This window comes from Chishuiella sp., assembly GCF_032109125.1.
GTDB lineage: Bacteria > Bacteroidota > Bacteroidia > Flavobacteriales > Weeksellaceae > Empedobacter.
Genome location: NZ_DAMCLZ010000001.1, coordinates 119,870 through 137,815 on the forward strand (window position 1 = coordinate 119,870; position 17,946 = coordinate 137,815).

Here is a 17,946-nt window from a genome sequence, read left to right on the forward strand (position 1 = left end):
ATAAAATGGAAAATAGAAAATATATAAAAGTTGGTGTTTGTGGACCTGTGGGTTCAGGTAAAACAGCTTTATTAGAAAAATTGAGTAGAAAAATGCTTAATGATTATAATTTAGGAGTAATCACTAACGATATTTTTTGTCAAGAAGATGCAAAATTCATGGCTAAAAATAGTTTATTACCAGAAGATAGAATTATAGGTGTAGAGACAGGAGGATGCCCTCATACAGCAATTAGAGAAGATGCTAGTATGAATTTAGAAGCTGTTGAAGAATTAGCTGATCGTTTTCCAGATATCGAATTAATTTTAATAGAAAGTGGGGGAGATAACCTTGCTGCTACTTATAGTCCTGATTTGGCAGATGTTACAATTTTTATTATTGATGTAGCTGAAGGAGAAAAAATTCCTAGAAAAGGAGGTCCTGGTATCCAACGTTCAGATTTATTAATTATAAATAAAATAGATTTAGCTCCTTATGTTGGTGCAAGTTTAGAAGTTATGGAAAGTGATACAAAACGTATGAGAAATGGTGCTCCATTTGTGTTTACAAACTTAAAAACTGAAGAAGGCTTAGACAGTGTAATCGGTTGGATTAAAAAATATGCACTTTTAGAAGATATCGAAGAACCAAATCTTGTAAGATAAGATGGAATGTAGACTAGATATTGTTGCAGGATACAAAGAAGGCAAATCCTACGTAAAAAATTTATACGTAGGAAAACCTTTTCGTGTTGTATCTGTAGCACAAAGAAAAACAGATAATAAGCTTTATCAAATGATTATGACTTCTTCTCCAGGTATTTTGGATGGAGATGAATACGTATTAAATATTGATGTTGAGGATAACGCAGCTTTACAGTTACAATCTCAATCTTATCAAAGATTATTTAATATGGGCGATGAAGCAACTCAACAGTTAAGGATTAATATTCATGATAATTCATCGTTTACTTATGTGCCACATCCTGTAGTTCCACATGAAAATTCTAATTTTAAAAGTAAAGCTTCAATAAGTATTGGAGATCAAAGTCAACTTATAATTAGTGAGATTATTACTTGTGGTAGAAAGCATTCTGGAGAAGTATTCAAGCTAAAATGTTTTCAGAATCTTACAGAGATTTATCATCATAATAAATTGGTTGTAAAAGATAATATATTAATTCAACCAGATCTTATTCCAATAGAAAGTATTGGTATTTTAGAAAATTATACTCACCAAGGAAGTTTAATTTTTTATAGTACAAAAACAAATGTAGAAAAAGATGAATTAGTCAATAATTTATTTGAAATTTCTAAAAATCATACAAATATAGAAGTTGGAATTTCTGCATTAGATGATAATGGTTTTATAATAAGGTCTTTAAGTCAAGGAGGAGAAGCAATGTATAAATATTTCTTAGAAGCACAAGATTTGCTTTGGGAATTGTAATAACTATTAAATAATCATGGAAAAAATTATAGCAAGAGTTCCATTTGTAGATAATGTCTTAAAAGGGATTGGACAAATTATGTTACAAGAAAATAGTGTTACAGGTTTACTATTTTTAATTGGAATTTTCTTAGGAAGTATAGAGGGAGGTATTGCAGCATTTGTAGCGACATCAGTAGGTACATTAACAGCAATACTATTAAAATTTGATAAAAAAAATATAAACGCAGGGTTGTATGGTTTTAGTGCAGCATTGGTCGGTGTAGCATTATTATTCATTTTTCAATCAACATTTATATTATGGATATTGTTAGTAGTAGGATCTGCTTTGGCCGCAATTATCCAAAATTTTTTTATTAAAAAGAATATTCCAGTTTTTACATTACCTTTTATTCTTATTACTTGGGTATTATTTTTTATAATTCACCAGTTTAATATTGTAAGTAATGCAATTTCTACAGATTCAGAATCAATTTTAGAATTACATGATTTATGTACTTCAACAAATGGATTTGGAGAAGTAATATTTCAGGGTGGATCAATATCAGGAATTATATTTTTTATAGCAGTTTTTATTTCTTCTCCAATTGCAGCTTTATATGGTCTAGCAGCTTCAATATTTGGAGCCGAAATATCAGATTTTTTTGGAGAACCAATAGAACAAATACACATGGGATTATTTGGTTTTAATGCGGTTTTAACTGCAATTGTTTTTGCAGGGCCAAAGAAAATAGATGGTCTTTGGGTATTTATAGGACTTGTAGTTACCGTTATAATTGATATATTACTTGTAAAATCTAATGTTTTAAGTATCTTCGGAGGTGTATTTACATTTCCATTTGTAGCTGGAACTTGGATTACATTATTTTTAAAAAATAAGATAAAAATTTAATTATGTTTAATATATAATTTTATTAATCTTAATTTCTGTCGCAATATTAGACTTTTTATAAAATCTCATTATCAAGATATGGAAGTATTATCAAATTCTCAATATAAAGAACTTTTTCTGAATAATCTTACAGATCAAGTTTTAGGTAATAATGAAGATATACAATTATATCGATTGGAATACTACTTGAGAGGTATTTTAATGCCTGTTATTCCGTATAGAACAACTTTTAATTTTATTATTTTTGTTACAAAGGGAAGTATTAAGCAATATTTAGAAAATAAAGAATATCATGCTGAAGCAAATGAAATTATTTTTATAAAACAAGGAACAATAACTGCAACATTAGAAATGTCTGAAGATTTAGAAGGTTTTTACTTAGCTTATGAAAATCATATATTATCTGAGCAAGAATTACCAAAATATAAATCAAGTATTTATTTAATGTCTCCATATTTGAAATTTGATAAACTTACTTTTACAATGATTGAACAATTATTAATTTTAATGGAGAAAGAAATTTTTTTGAATAATCTACTTTTAAATGATATTGTAATTGCAATGTTACATGTTGTGTTACTTAAATTACTTAAACATGAGAATAAAAAAATTCCTAATTTCTCTACACGTCCAATGGAATTATCTCTACAGTTTAAAGATTTATTGTTTAAACATCATATAGAAGAAAAAAAAGTAAGTTTTTATGCAGATAAATTAAATGTTACAGAAAATTATTTGAATAAATGTGTTAAAGATGTCACTCAAAAAAAACCAAAACAATGGATTAATGAGACAGATATTAATTATAGTAAAGCACTACTACATTCCAGTAGAAGAATAGCAGAAATAGCTTATGAGCTTAATTTTCAAACAGCATCACATTTTACACAATTGTTTAAAAAAATAGCAGGAATTACTCCAACAGAATATAGGGATAACATTTGGTTAAATCAACCAGATAGAAATGATGGTATTCCATCAAATCAATAAAAAAATAAAATATTATATAAATTGTATAAAATCATTTAAGCAGGAGTAATCCTGCTTTTATAGTTTAATGAATTTTAATTTTATTAATTAAGATTATTTTTTATAAAATATAAGTTTGTAAATCAGATGATTAATCAATAATTCATGTTTTTTTTATACTGTCAGGCAACCATTTTTCCGTATATTGCATCTATTCATAAAAGAACAAACTATGAAACAGATTCTGTACTTAGTATTTATATTAACCAATACAATGCTTATGGCTCAGTCGCAACAGATTGATCAAAAGTGGAAAGAAATTGATAAGGAATTGGCAAGTGGTCAATTTAAATCAATTCAACCTAAAATAGATGTAATAAAAGATTTATCACGCAAAGAAAATAATGAACCAAGCTATTTGAAAGCTTTATTTTATGAGTCGAAGATAAAAGTTGTAACATCAGACGAAAAAGATGATGTAAATTTTGTATTCGATTTATTCAAAAAAGAATTAAATGGAAAATCAAAAGTAAATGATGCAATTGTAAATTCTTATTTAGCACAATTATATAGTTTATATTTTGACGAAAACAGATGGGAAATACAAGGTAGAACAAATGTAGAAAATCAATCTACAAATGATGTTCGCTTTTGGACAGAAGATACTTTTCATAAAACAATTAATAATTATTTTGAAAAATCAATTGATCAAAAAAATGAATTAATTACAACAAAAGCAATTAATTATAAATTGATTTTAAATATATCAGATGAACTAAAAACAGCGAATAAACAATTAGATATTACACCAACTGTTTATGATATATTAGTTAATGAGTATATAAATTATTTGAATACAGATGATCAACAAAACAAAGTAAATGCTTTTTATTCTGATTTGTCATCGATTAATCAAAAAAGCAATCACCTAAATGCTGTTTTATATAATGAACTGAATCTGTTGAATGCAAAACGTTCTACACTTTCTTCAGATGAATTTATAAAACAAAAAGAAGCATTGGCAAAAAAGTATACTAGTGCATGGTATTCAGCTTATGTATATTTATCATTAGCAACAGATTTATATGCTTTGCAGGATAATAAATTAGATAACATCAATCATATTTTTGCGATTCAGAAAATAGTTGCACAAACTTATCCAGATGCTACAGATAAGAATGCAATAGATAGTTTGGTAGAGAAAATAAAATCAAAAGAATTTAGTGTCGATGCAGAGAAATATATTTCTGTAAATCAAAATACACCAGTTAAAGTATCACATAAAAATTTAGATAAAATTTATGTAAAAATTTTAGCATATAATGTTGGTTTTGATAAAGACTCTAAACAACAAGCATTATATGTATATAATGATAATAATGTAAAAAAAGCACAAGATTTTTTGGATAGCTTAAAAGTTGTTGAAGAATATTCGATTGATTTAAAATTGTTTGATGATTATCAATTTCATTCTACAGTAGTAAAATTGAATCCATTAGTTAATGGAAGATATATTGTTTTATTCTCTAACGATCCGTCTTTTAAGATTGCAAAAAAAGAAGATATAGATTATATTGATATAGCTGTTTCTAATTATGCTTTAAACTCTCTGAATGGAAAAATATCTGTAGTCAATAGATTAACTGGAAAACCAGAAAAAAATGTTGCAATAGAGTTTTTAAATACAACGAATTACAATAGCAAAGAAACTAAAGTTTTAACATCAGATAAAAATGGAGAAATTAGTGTACCACAAGGATGGAGAAGTTTTAGTTATAGAGTAAAAGATGAAAATGCAATTTATTCATCATCTTATTATAATGACAGGTATATTAAAGATGTAGATTTCACAAACTCAGTAAAACTATTTACAGATCGTGCAATCTATCGTCCAGGACAAACAGTTTATTTTAAAGGAATTTTTTATAAATCTACAGATAAAAACAGAAATGTTATTCCAAATAAAAAATTAAAACTTGTTTTAAAAGATGTAAATAGAAAAGAAGTATCTCAAGTAGAATTAACAACAAATGAATTTGGTTCTGTGAATGGAAATTTTGTTTTACCAGTTTCTGGTTTAACAGGTAATTTTAGAATTTATGTTACCGAAGGAAATGATGATGTAGGAAGTTATTCTTTTAAAGTAGAAGAATATAAACGACCTAAATTTGAGGTTGAAATCGAAAAAAATAAAGGCGTTTATAGTTTAAATGATAAGGTAAAAGTAGAAGGAAAAGCAATTGCTTTTTCGGGTGCAAATATAGATAACGCAAAAGTAAGTTACAGAGTTTATCGACAAGAAATATTTACTTTTTGGCCTTGGTATCGTACTATTCCTAGTAATCGTGGACAACGTGAAGAAATATCATTTGGAGAAGTTACGACAGATTCAGAAGGTAAGTTTTCGTTTGATTTTGTTGCTAAACCAGCATCAGAAAAAAAGAAAGATGAAACAAGAGTATATTCTTATTCTATAGATGTTTCTGTGACAGATATCAATGGAGAAACTCAATTTACGTCTTCAACTGTAAAAGTAGGAGATACAAGAATGGTATTGAGTGTAAATTTAGGAAATAAGATAAATGTTGATGAATTAAAATCATTTACAGTTAATGTTAAAAATTTAAACGATGAAAAATTAGATGGAAAAGGTCATTTAGAAATATATTCATTAAATGCACCTAAAGAAGTTGTTCGTCGTCAGAAATTTACAACAGATTATAATTTTTATTCAAAAGAAGAATTCAGAAAATTATTTCCTCATGAACCTTATGGAGACGAAATGAATCCAAAAACATGGGAATTGAATAAAAAGGTTTTTGAAACAGATTTTGATACAGCAATTTCTGATGAAATTAAATTTAATCAAGCAAATAATCTAGAAGAAGGTTATTATGTTGTAAAAGGCTATGTATTAGATGGAACACAAAAAGTGGAAGTAGAACGATTAATTTATATTTCTAATGAGAAAAAAGCAAAAGAAATAAAAACAATTTTAACTGTTTCTCAAGATAAATCATCTTATCAGCCAAATGATATTGCAAAAATAGATTTTAAATCTGGTTCAAAAGGAACATATGTTTATTATGAAATAGAAGCTAATCAAAAAATTATAGAAAAAGGATTTTTAGAAATTGATAAAAAATCAAGAATAGAAATTCCAATTAAAGAAGAATATCGTGGAGGAATTTATATGAATTATGTAATGACAAAATTCAACGATGTTCAGTCTGGTAGTTTAACATTAGCTGTTCCTTATACCAATAAGGATTTAAAAATTACAACTGAAGTTTTAAGAGATAAATTAACACCAGGAGAAAAAGAAAAATGGCAATTAAAGATAGAAGGAGCAAACAAAGATAAAGTTTCGGCTGAGGTTTTAGCAGGAATGTACGATGCTTCTTTAGACCAATTTGCATCAAATTCTTTTGATTTTAATGTATACAACATTACAAATCCTCGATTGAATTATCAATATTATTTAGCAGGAATTTATTCAACAAATGGTTCAAGAACAATATATTATCAAAATAAATATGATTTTTATAGAGATGATTACAGAGGATTGAATCTTAATTTATTCGATTTTGGTTTTAATAATTACAGAATGAATTTCATGAGAATGAAGGTTGCTGCTCCTATAGTAAATGCTGAAGGAAGGGAAAGTGCTTTGTCAGGAAGTGTTTCAGGAATAGCATTAGAAAAATCTGCTGATTTAGGAGAAGCTGTAATTACTGATAAATTCGCTATTCGTGGTTCATCTTCATCAGAAGTAAATGAAAATGCAATTTATGTTATTGATGGAGTTGTATTTGATAAAATGCCAACAGATATCAATCCAACGGATATTCAATCTATGAATATTCTAAAAGATGCAGCTGCAACATCATTATATGGTGCTAGAGGAGCAAATGGAGTAGTAGTTATTACAACAAAAGCTGGTGCAAACAAAGCCTTAGATAATGTGCAAGCACGTACAAACTTAAATGAAACAGCATTCTTTTTTCCAAATCTTAAAACAGATGCAGACGGAAATGTAATTATAGAGTTTACAGCACCAGAAAGTTTAACAGAATGGAAATTTATGGCTTTGGCTTATACAAAAGACCTTAAAACGGGTTATTTAGAGCAAAAAGTTCGTACACAAAAAGAATTAATGGTTGTACCAAATATGCCAAGATTCTTAAGAGAAGGAGATAAAATTTCTATCTCATCAAAAATTAATAATTTATCAGATAAGGTACTTAATGGTTCGGCAAAATTAATGTTATTCGATGCATTTACAAATCAACCAATAGATGCAAAATTTAATTTAACAAATGCAATTCAGAATTTTACGGCAGCAAAAGGAAATTCAACACAAGTTACTTGGACAATAGAAATTCCTCAAAATATTTCTGCTGTTGTTTATCGTGTTGTAGCAACTGCTGGAGAATTTTCAGATGGAGAAGAATCTGCATTACCAATCTTAACAAACAGAATGTTGGTAACAGAAACATTACCAATCTATGTAAAAGAGGGGCAAAACAAAACATTTAAGTTTGACCACTTAATCAATAATCAATCAAAAACGTTAGATAATTACAAGTTAACGTTCGAGATGACGACTAATCCAATTTGGTATGCTGTTTTCTCATTACCTTATTTACGTGAATATCCTTACGAATGTGCAGAACAAGTGTTTGCTCGTCTATATGGAAATATGGTTTCAGAAAAAGTGATAAATTCTAATCCAAAAATAAAAGCTGTTTTTGATGATTGGAATAAAAAAGGGGAATTGAAATCTAAATTACAATTGAACCAAGAATTAAAAAATATTATTTTAGAAGAAACACCTTGGTTAAGAAATGCAGAAAGCGAAGAAGAACAAATGAAACAAATTGCAGTTTTATTTCAATTGAATCAAATGCAAAATGAAATGAAAGCTGCTTTCCAAAAATTATCAGATAAACAGCAAAGTAATGGAGGATTCTCTTGGTTCGACGGAGGAAAACCAAACGAGTACATTACAACTCATATCGTTGCAGGATTCGGAAATCTGAAAAAAATGGATGTTAAGTTTGATGCTTTTGGAATAGATGTAAATCCATTAATCAAGAAATCGATTCAATTTATCGATAGCGAAAATTTAAAACGTTTCAATGAATTTAAAACAAATGAAAAAGCATTTAAAAATGTAGTTTATTCAGATGGATTACATTATTTGTATGCACGTTCTTTCTTCTTGAACGATGTTCCAATGTCAAAAGAATTGGATGAAATGAAAAATGCAATGTTGAAAAGCTTAAACGATGAAAAACTAGATTTATCATTACAACAAAAAGCAATGGCAGCAATTGTAATGAATCGTTTTGGTATGCAATCTTCAGCTAAGGTAACATTAAATGCTGTGAAAGAAAAAGCAGTTCTTTCAGATGAAATGGGAATGTATTGGAAAGAAAACCAAGCTGGTTGGTTCTGGTATCAAGCTCCAGTAGAAACACAATCTATTTTGATAGAAGCGTTCGACGAAGTTTTAAAAGACGAAAAATCTATCGAAGAAATGAAAGTTTGGTTATTAAAAAATCGTCAAACAAATCAATGGAATTCAACAAAAGCAACAACAAAAGCAGTATATGCATTAATGAACTTTGGTAAATCTTGGATAGATGCAGACAAAGGAATTGTTGTAAAAGTAGGAAACCAGACTATAGATTTAGATAATAATCCGCAAGCTGGTTCTGGTTATGTGAAAACATCTTGGAACAAAGAAGAAATAAAACCAGATATGGGGAAAATAGAAGTTACAAAAACTTTTCCAGGAGTTGCTTGGGGAGCAATGTATTGGCAATATTTCGAAGATTTAGATAAAATAAAATCTGCTGAAACAGGAATCCAATTCAATAAAAAATTATATCTAAAACAGAACACTACAAATGGACCAGTTCTTAAAGAAATTACAGCTCAAACGCCAATAAAAGTAGGAGATGTAGTAACAGTTCGTTTGGAAATTTCTATCGATAGAACAATGCAGTTTGTACATATAAAAGATATGCGTGCAAGTGGTTTCGAGCCAGTTAATGTATTATCTGGTTATAAGTGGAAAGGAGAATTTGGTTATTACGAAAGTACTCGTGATGCAGCAACTAATTTCTTTGCAGATTCTATGCGAAAAGGAACGTATGTTTTCGAATACGATTTAAAAGCAAATAATGCAGGTAATTTTTCTAACGGAATAACATCAATGCAAAATATGTATGCACCAGAATTAAGTGCACAAAGCGAAGGAATTCGTGTTGAGATTAAATAGTAATTAGCTCAACAATTTTTAGAAAAATCAGTACAATATATTTTGTACTGATTTTTTTTTGATAAAAATGCAACAAAAATGTTGCTTCTCGTGCGAGTTGTTATCTCAAAGTACCTAGCAATAGCAACTTTCCAAGATTGCAATTGTTAGCTAAATCATTCAGTGACAAACAATGTTTTTTCGGATTACTACAAATCCTTTTAGTTTTTTTATTGAATAAAAATATTTTCATACACTATATTGTTTTTTTTGTAAATTTGATAAAATCAAAAAAATATAGATATTATTATTTTGTAAAGTTTTAATAAATAAACTTTTATATAATATTTAAATTCCAGCTATAACTAAAAAAACTAATTAAAAACTAATTTATATGGAAAAAAGAATTAACTATTTATTGCTGTTTTTTTTTACATCAATTAACAATATACTATTTGCACAAACAAATTGTTCTTTACCTATTTCTTGGACAACTAATAATTATAATGTTGCTGTTACCTCCTCCACAGCACTTGGGGTAGATCGGTTTAGTAATAAAAACGTTATAATAGATAACGATTTAAATAATGCTTCTAGTTGGACATCAGCACTTCTTCCTGCAACTGAATATGTAGAAGTACAAAATAATTCAGGACAATTTCCAGCAGGAACTTATGCAGGTGTAGTTTTATCTGAAACTAGTCTTGCATCTATTTCCACAACTTATAAGGTAGAGACATTTTTAAATAATACCCCTACTAATGATGTTATATCAATGCAGGTTCCAATAAATTTAGCGAGTGCTACAAATAGGAATTTAGGATTAATAACAACAAAACCATTTAATAAAATTAGATTAACTGTAAGTACAATTGGAATAACAACTACTTCCGTGAATAATTTTTATGCAATTACACCTTGTACCAATACTCAAAGTTTGCAATGTAATCAGGATACAAAGATTTCACAAGGTAATTCTGCAGTAATCAATTCACAAGATAATTTTTCTGCAGTAATCAATTATAGTGATAATAAAACCAGTCTAAGTGGTTTATCTGTAGGTAAAATGAATAATCTTGGAAATATTGTTAATAGTAATTTGAATGATTATGGAACAATAGATTTAGGTATTTCAGCATTTGGTACTGCTCAAGTTTCAGTAAGAGATTTAAATCAAACTTATAGTATAGGTAATTTTGCAGGTTTTGAAATATCAAACAATAATTTGTTAGATTTAAGTATACTGAGTGGTATTACAATAAAAACTTATTTAAATGGTACATTACAAGAGGAATCTAATTCTAATACATTATTATCAAATGTAACAGCTTTAGGTACTAATCCTCGTTCTGTAATTGGCTTTATTACTACAAAACCTTTTAATGAGGTACAATTTAGTTTATCAAGTTTATTAAATGCTAATCTTGTAGGAGAAACAAGAATTTACAATATGATTGTTAAAAAATATTGTAAAGGAGAAGATCCTGCTTGTAATATAGATACTAAAATAATAAATCCTAATTATCCTGCTTTTGTTCAACCTTTAAGAACTGGTACTTCCGGTATTACATCAGCTTCTATTAATAATCCAAGTAATTTAATTAATAGTAATACAGATGATTATGCGTCATTGAATATCACAGCATCTGTTTTAGGAAATGTTTCTTTATCTGTTGGACTTGTAGAACAAGTGTTTAATGCAGGACATTTTGCAGGTTTTGAAATATCAAACAATAATTTGTTGAATTTAAGTTTATTAGGGGGGATTACAATAAAGACTTATTTAAATGGTTTATTACAAGAAGAATCTAATTCTAATACACTATTATCAAACGTAGAAGGCTTGGGAGGAAATCCTCTTTCTATAGTTGGATTTATAACAACAAAAGATTTTGATGAAGTTCAGTTTAATTTATCAACTGGATTAAGTTTAGATCTTATTGGTGAAACAAGAATTTATAATATGATTGTTAAAAAATTGTGTGAAGGACCGTCAATAGCTTGTAATCAACCAACAATAATTAATAAAAATGAATATCCTGTAAATATAGGAAAAAACACAAATCTTCAAGGAATATCAATTGGAGGAGTAACAAATTTAAATAATATTTTAGATGGTAATTCAGATACTTATGCAACTATAAATATCCCTGTTGGTATACTTAGTACTGCTACTATAGCAATAGAAAAACAATTAAGTGCTATTAGTGCAGGAACATATGTTTCTTTTGATATAGAATTAACTAGTTTAGTAAATGTTAGTGCTTTACCGAAGTTTAAATTAAAATTATTAAAAGATAATGTACAAACAGAAATAATAGAAGGAGGAAATTTCCTTTTAGGTGCTAACATAGCATCTCGTATTCGTAAAACTTTAGGGTTTAAATCTACTAAAGATTTTGATGAAATACAGTTTATCTATGAACAACCTGTAGGAGTATCTTTAGGTGAAGTAAGACTCTATGATTTAACAATTCTTAATCCTTGTCAAAAAGCAATAGACTGTAGTGTTGAGAATACAATTGATAATACATCTAATCATCCGGTTGTTATTAATCAATTCAGAACAGGTATCGAAGGTTTGGTTTGTGCTCAATGTTCTGTAACAAATGAAATGAATCTGATTACAACATCTGAAACAGATTTTACAACTTTAAATTTAGGTATAGGTGTTGCAGGAAGGGCAGGAATAAGTATTCTAGATCTTGCTAATATATTTCCAAGTGGTACTTATTTAGGATTCACAATTGAAGATGTTCAACAAATAATACAAGCAGATCTTTTAGAAACTTTTTACATTAAAACTTACTTAAATGGTATACAGCAAGAAGTAGCAAATAGTACAAGTTTACTTGATTTATCATTAATTCTTTCTATCGGAACGGGAAAAAAGAATTTTGGTTTTCGAGCGACAAAACCTTTTAATGAAATAAGATTAGAAGTAGGATCATTAGTTAGTGCTATAAACACAATTAAATTATATAATTTGAAAGTAGATGCTAGTAATCCTACAAACAATGATGGTAATTTAATCTGTAACAATAGTATTTGTGTAAAACCAGGATATTTTAATACTAATGAGGCTATCTTAAATTCTGATACTGGTATTTCTTCATTGCAAAAACCTAACTCTACATGGCCAAAAGAAATACCAAATGGTTTCCTTGTTTTAGAATCAAAAAACAAAGGATTTGTAATATCAAGGATTCCAAGTTCATCAAATATATTAGATCCAAAAGAAGGAATGATAATTTATGATTTGGCTGATAATTGCACAAAAATTTATAATGGAGATAATTGGAAATGTATAACACAATCTTGTAACGAATAAATGTATTAATTATGAAAAAACTTATTTATATAATTTTATTATTTGGTATTTATTCTAAAGCGCAAATATCTATAGGAAAACCAAATGTTGACGGAAGTAGCACAATATTAGATTTTGACCAAACCTCTACAAACTCAAAAGGAATTATTTTACCTGCTGTAACTAATACTACAACTGTTATTCCAACAAATGGAACATTTTTATTTGATACTCAAGAAAAAAAAATTCGAATGTATGAAAATAATTCATGGAAAAATTTGAGTGAGACTGGGGATGATTCAAAAATTTTTATGAATAGTTCAGAAGATATAGGTAATGGAGTAATTATAGGATCCGAGTCATCATCTGCAATTGGAATACTAGTTTTAGAATCAGTCGATAAAGCAATGATTTTGCCTAAAATAGAAAATCCTCATTTAACAGTTAAAAATCCTTACGTAGGAATGATATGTTATGATACAACTAGTAAATCAATGGCTGTTTTTGATGGTTTAAATTGGAATTATTGGAAATAACCTTAACCATTTTACAAATTTTCATAAAAAAGATAGGATTAATCCTATCTTTTTTTATGATTATATATAAATTTATTGAAATAAAATTACAATAAATTTAACTTTTTAAAATTCATTTAATAAAATGTATTGTTTATCAATTAACTACATTTTATTTATTACTATTTTTTTCGGCTTTTTATTTGTAACAAAGAATTTTACATAAAAAGAAATTAATATTCTTTTGTAAATTGCATAGACTTCATTCATAATAAATAATGATTTATTGAATGAATAAATTGATTTTAAAATGGTTATGATTTATTTTTTTTTCGCCATTTTTTAGTAAGAATATAAAATAAAAAACAATGTCAACATTTGATCAACAGATATTTTTTGATGCTATATATAAATTCACAGAAGAAGAGTTAATTGTTTATTTAAAAGAAAATTTTAACGTTATTCCAAAACAGAAAAGAGAACAACTTTTAAGTGCTGTTATGCAAAATAAAAAATGGAATGTTTTTGATTATATGGTAAACGAAGAATTAATTAATACAGAGTTGTTTGAATATGATTCTTTTAATGATTCTTTATTAAATCCTATTATTTCACAAACTAAATTCTTTAACTCAGAAGAACTAACTGAATATTTACCACATTTCGAAAACTTTTTAGAAGCATTAGATGATATTGATGAAGAATTAGCGGGATATAATTTATTATCTTATTCTCTCGAAAATGGATTTCCAAAAGAAATAATAGAATCAATAATTAATAAAGGAATCAAACTTGAATATTATAATAAAGCTGAACAAAATTATCTTCACATAGCTCTAGGACAAAGACAAAATAGAGTAGAAGGGTACACACATGATATTGTTAGTTTTTTAATTGATAGTGGAGTTGATGTTAATAAACAAGATCTTGCAAAAAAATCACCATTATTTACAGCCTTAGAAAATAGTTTTATTGTAAAATCAAATACAATACAATTATTATTAGATAACGGTGCAGATGTAAACTCAGTCGATAATAAAGGAATTACACCTTTATTTTTTGTAACAGCATATAATAAAAATTTAGATTTATTACGCTTGTTATTAGAATATGGTACACCAGATTTTTACCAATTAAATAACGAAGGAGAAAATTTGTTGAACAGTTTTTTAAAATATTCACAAGCAAGTGCAGCAGATCAAGAAATGCTAACTGTTCTATTGGAGAATGGAGCATCTCTCTCTACAACTTCCAAATATTATGACAAAGAAAAATCAGGTCTTGATTGGGTTGTAGAAAAACCTTCAGAATTATTGAAATTTTTATTAGACAAAGATTTTATTGATGTCAACGAAATAGATAATGATGGACAAACAGCTTTAATAAAAGTTTGTAAAATAAATCCAAATTTTGAAGAAGCAGTAGCAAAAGATTTATATAGAAAAGTAAAATATTTATTAAAGGCTGGTGCCGATGCTTCCGTAGAAGATCGTTTTGATAAAAAAGCAATAGATTATGCGATGGAAGATAATATGAAATCAAAAATTGTAGAAACTTTATTCGAAAAGTAGAAAAATATGTCACAATCATTTTTAGTAGCCTGCGAAGGAGGAAAAAGAAAAATAGCAGAAATTCTTCTTGAAAATAATCAAGTAGATGTAAAATATACAGATGAAAAAGGTCGTACAGCCTTGCATTATGCAGCCTATCAAGGATACACTGATGTTGTAAAAAAACTTGTAGAAAATGGTGCAGATATTAATTATGAAGATCATCAAGGAGAAACACCATTATTTTTTTCAATAATTAACAAACAAAAGCAAACTTCAAATTATTTATTAGACCAAGGAGCAAATTGGGATATAAATGATTTTAAAGGTAACTCATTATTACACATTGTAGCCGAAACTGGTCAACAAGATATTGCAGAGAAATTAATTTCGCTAGGATTAGATGTTAATGGATTGAATCAAAATGCTATTTCACCATTGTTAGTTGCCATTGAAAATAAATTTGTTCCAGTTGTAAAAGTTTTAATTCAAAATGGTTCAGATAATAATTATACAGATAAAAACGGAAATACGCCTTTAAATTTAGCCATTCAAAACAATAGCATTCCAATCGTAACATTGCTACTAGAGAGTGGTTCACAAGTAAATCAATTAAATGATTTAAACGAAGGTCCATTATTGTTAGCAGCAAAATTGGGTAATCGTATTGTATGCGAACGATTAATAGAACAAGGAGCAGATATTTTTACAGAATCTAATGAAGGTATTTCGCCTGTTTGGTACGCAGTAGGGGCAAATTTAAAAGAATTAGTAGCCTTGTTTCTAAAGAAAGGTTTGTCTCCAGATTATGCTAGAAGTGTTGATGCATGGGATGGAAAAGATGGACATTATATGCAAAAATTAATAGCAAATACAGGAACTAGAACTTTTATTTTAGGTTTCGAGCCACATTATGCAGGAGAAACACTATTGCAAACAGCATCTAAATTAGGTTATCTTTCATTAGCAAAATTATTGCTAGACAGTGGAGTAGAAATAGACAAACAAGATGCCTCTGGTAACACAGCATTACATTACGCTTCTGCTTATGGTAAAAAAGATATTCTACGCTTTTTATTGACAAATGGGGCAAAAACAGATATAGCAAATGTTCTAGAACAAAAAGCAATAGATTATTCTAATATGAATGGATTTAATGAAATTACAAGTCTTTTAATAGAATTTGGAGCAAAAACAAATGCAATAGAGGACGGAGAAGTAAGTAAACCTGTTCAACCTACAATAAAAGATATGGCAGATAAAAAGAAAGCTCTTTTAGATATGAAAGAACTTTTAGACGCAGGAATTCTTACTCAGGAAGAGTTCGATGCCGAAAAGAAGAAAATTTTAGAAGCATAATAGTATAATCCTTACCTTTATTTGGTAAGGATTTTTTTTGGCAATCCCTTTCAGGTCGCGCTTTTCACTCTCAATCTTTTTACTTCGCTAGTACGCTTCGCAAAAAGGATTTCCGCTACAATCACTATTGCAAATTCATTTTTAAAAACAAATTGAAAATAATTAATTTTACTTTATTAATTCAGAATAAAATGAAAATAGGATATATAGTTTTCGAAGGAATAACTTGGTTGGACTTTATAGGTGTTTATGACCCAATTAGTCGATTAAAATCATTGAATTATATTCCAGATTTATCTTGGGATATTTGTTCTTATACTGATGAGGTCTCAGATAATTTTGGACTTAAAATACAGCCTACAAAAATATGTGAAACATTAGAAAATTATGATGCTATAATAATTCCAGGAGGTTTTGGAACAAGAAGTTTACAATTCAATAATGAATTTATAGAATGGATAAAAACTTCTAAAGATGTAAAACATAAAATATCTATATGTACCGGAAGTTTAATCTTAGGTGCTGCTGGATTTTTAAAGGATAGAAAAGCAACTACAAATTATCAGGAATATGAAACTCTGAAACCATATTGTAAAGAAGTTATAAAAGATAGAATAGTAGAAGATAACGATATTATTTCCTCTGGAGCTGTAAGTGCATCAATAGATTTGGGATTGTATTTATGTAATGAATGGGTAGGAGAAGAAGCTAAAAATAAAATAAAAAAACAAATGGATTATAATTGTAACCAATAGCTATTAACTAATCTAAATTGATGTGGTATACATCTGTTTTATTTCTAGGTATTTTTCTGTATTCAAAACCACCTGCTTGTGGTATTATCTCTACCAAATCAAAAGATTTACAAGATTTTGGTAACCCTCCAAAAATAAGCGTAAAATTGAGAGAAGAAAATTCTTTGATATATGTCCAAGTAGGATACATAGTTATTCCATCAGCAAATAGTAACTGATTTCGTTGTCCACTTTGATTATCTATAATATATGTAGAAGGCCAAATTCTCGCTGCATTAGAATATTCATCGGCAATCATGTGACAATGTATGATAACTTGTTTTTCTTCTTCAATTTCATGAAGAAGTTCATGCTCAATAAAAATTTTTTCTTCAACAATAGTTTGTGTCATTATTTAACAATCTTTTTAATGTATAATTCTTCAACTTTTTTTCTTGCCCAATCAGTTTTTCGTAAGAATTTTAGAGAAGACTTTAAACTAGGATTATCATTAAAGCATTTAATACTTATTTGGTTTCCCAATCCTTCCCATCCACCATAAAATACAACTAATTCTTCTATAATATCATCTAAGCGTTTTCCGTGTAAAGGATTATTTTTTTGATTTTCCATTCTGCAAATTTACAGATAAATCTTTTTAAAGTTCTTATAAATTATAATATCGAGAACCTGTTACAAGTTTTGAATTAAAATTCGTCATTTTAATTTTTGTTTACAAATTCAAATTGTATTAAGATTAGAATTTTAATTGAATAAATATTTTATTAATAAATAAACAAAATACACAATATGTAATAAATATTATTTTTAGAATCAATATGTTACTTTATATTTTATAAATACAAAAAGCTAATGATTATTTACTTTATTTTTACTAAATTAGGGTATACAAAAAAGTAT

At 27.6% G+C, this 17,946-nt stretch carries 12 protein-coding genes; 10 read left to right on the plus strand and 2 right to left on the minus strand.

Features of this window, described 5'->3' with window-relative positions:
* Positions 1 to 5: 5 nt before the first annotated feature.
* From ureG to RT575_RS00615, 10 genes are all read left to right on the plus strand, one after another.
* A complete protein-coding gene (gene ureG, locus RT575_RS00570) occupies positions 6 to 644 on the plus strand; it encodes an urease accessory protein UreG (protein ID WP_313577981.1) in 639 nt (212 codons plus the stop codon).
* Between the two features lies 1 nt (position 645).
* On the plus strand, positions 646 to 1,428 hold the full coding sequence (locus RT575_RS00575) for an urease accessory protein UreD (protein WP_313577983.1): 783 nt from the start codon (positions 646 to 648) through the stop codon (positions 1,426 to 1,428).
* A gap of 16 nt (positions 1,429 to 1,444) precedes the next feature.
* Positions 1,445 to 2,320, plus strand: a complete 876-nt coding sequence (locus RT575_RS00580; protein WP_313577985.1) for an urea transporter — start codon at positions 1,445 to 1,447, stop codon at positions 2,318 to 2,320.
* A 78-nt stretch (positions 2,321 to 2,398) separates the two neighbouring features.
* Positions 2,399 to 3,310 carry a helix-turn-helix domain-containing protein gene (locus RT575_RS00585; RefSeq protein WP_313577987.1) on the plus strand — a complete coding sequence of 304 codons (912 nt, stop codon included), beginning with the start codon at positions 2,399 to 2,401 and terminating at the stop codon, positions 3,308 to 3,310.
* A 211-nt stretch (positions 3,311 to 3,521) separates the two neighbouring features.
* Entirely contained in the window at positions 3,522 to 9,578 is a 6,057-nt protein-coding gene (locus RT575_RS00590) for an alpha-2-macroglobulin family protein (RefSeq protein WP_313577989.1), read from the plus strand.
* A 373-nt stretch (positions 9,579 to 9,951) separates the two neighbouring features.
* Complete coding sequence (locus tag RT575_RS00595) at positions 9,952 to 12,888, plus strand: hypothetical protein (RefSeq protein WP_313577991.1); 2,937 nt, start codon at positions 9,952 to 9,954, stop codon at positions 12,886 to 12,888.
* 11 nt (positions 12,889 to 12,899) lie between these two features.
* On the plus strand, positions 12,900 to 13,403 hold the full coding sequence (locus RT575_RS00600; protein ID WP_313577993.1) for a hypothetical protein: 504 nt from the start codon (positions 12,900 to 12,902) through the stop codon (positions 13,401 to 13,403).
* 347 nt (positions 13,404 to 13,750) lie between these two features.
* On the plus strand, positions 13,751 to 14,953 hold the full coding sequence (locus RT575_RS00605; protein ID WP_313577995.1) for an ankyrin repeat domain-containing protein: 1,203 nt from the start codon (positions 13,751 to 13,753) through the stop codon (positions 14,951 to 14,953).
* A 6-nt stretch (positions 14,954 to 14,959) separates the two neighbouring features.
* Positions 14,960 to 16,291 carry an ankyrin repeat domain-containing protein gene (locus RT575_RS00610; RefSeq protein WP_313577996.1) on the plus strand — a complete coding sequence of 444 codons (1,332 nt, stop codon included), beginning with the start codon at positions 14,960 to 14,962 and terminating at the stop codon, positions 16,289 to 16,291.
* Between the two features lie 191 nt (positions 16,292 to 16,482).
* Positions 16,483 to 17,046 (plus strand): DJ-1/PfpI family protein, encoded by a 564-nt coding sequence (locus RT575_RS00615; protein ID WP_313577998.1) that lies wholly within the window; start codon positions 16,483 to 16,485, stop codon positions 17,044 to 17,046.
* Between the two features lie 7 nt (positions 17,047 to 17,053).
* Here the strand turns inward: RT575_RS00615 and RT575_RS00620 are convergent, their stop codons facing one another.
* Both RT575_RS00620 and RT575_RS00625 read right to left on the minus strand, forming a co-directional pair.
* On the minus strand, positions 17,054 to 17,437 hold the full coding sequence (locus RT575_RS00620; protein ID WP_313384521.1) for a hypothetical protein: 384 nt from the start codon (positions 17,435 to 17,437) through the stop codon (positions 17,054 to 17,056).
* The gene (locus RT575_RS00625; RefSeq protein WP_313384519.1) at positions 17,437 to 17,658 is read right to left on the minus strand and encodes a VF530 family protein; all 222 of its coding nucleotides are present in this window, start codon (positions 17,656 to 17,658) and stop codon (positions 17,437 to 17,439) included. Before RT575_RS00625 ends, RT575_RS00620 begins: the two co-directional genes overlap by 1 nt.
* Positions 17,659 to 17,946 lie beyond the last annotated feature (288 nt).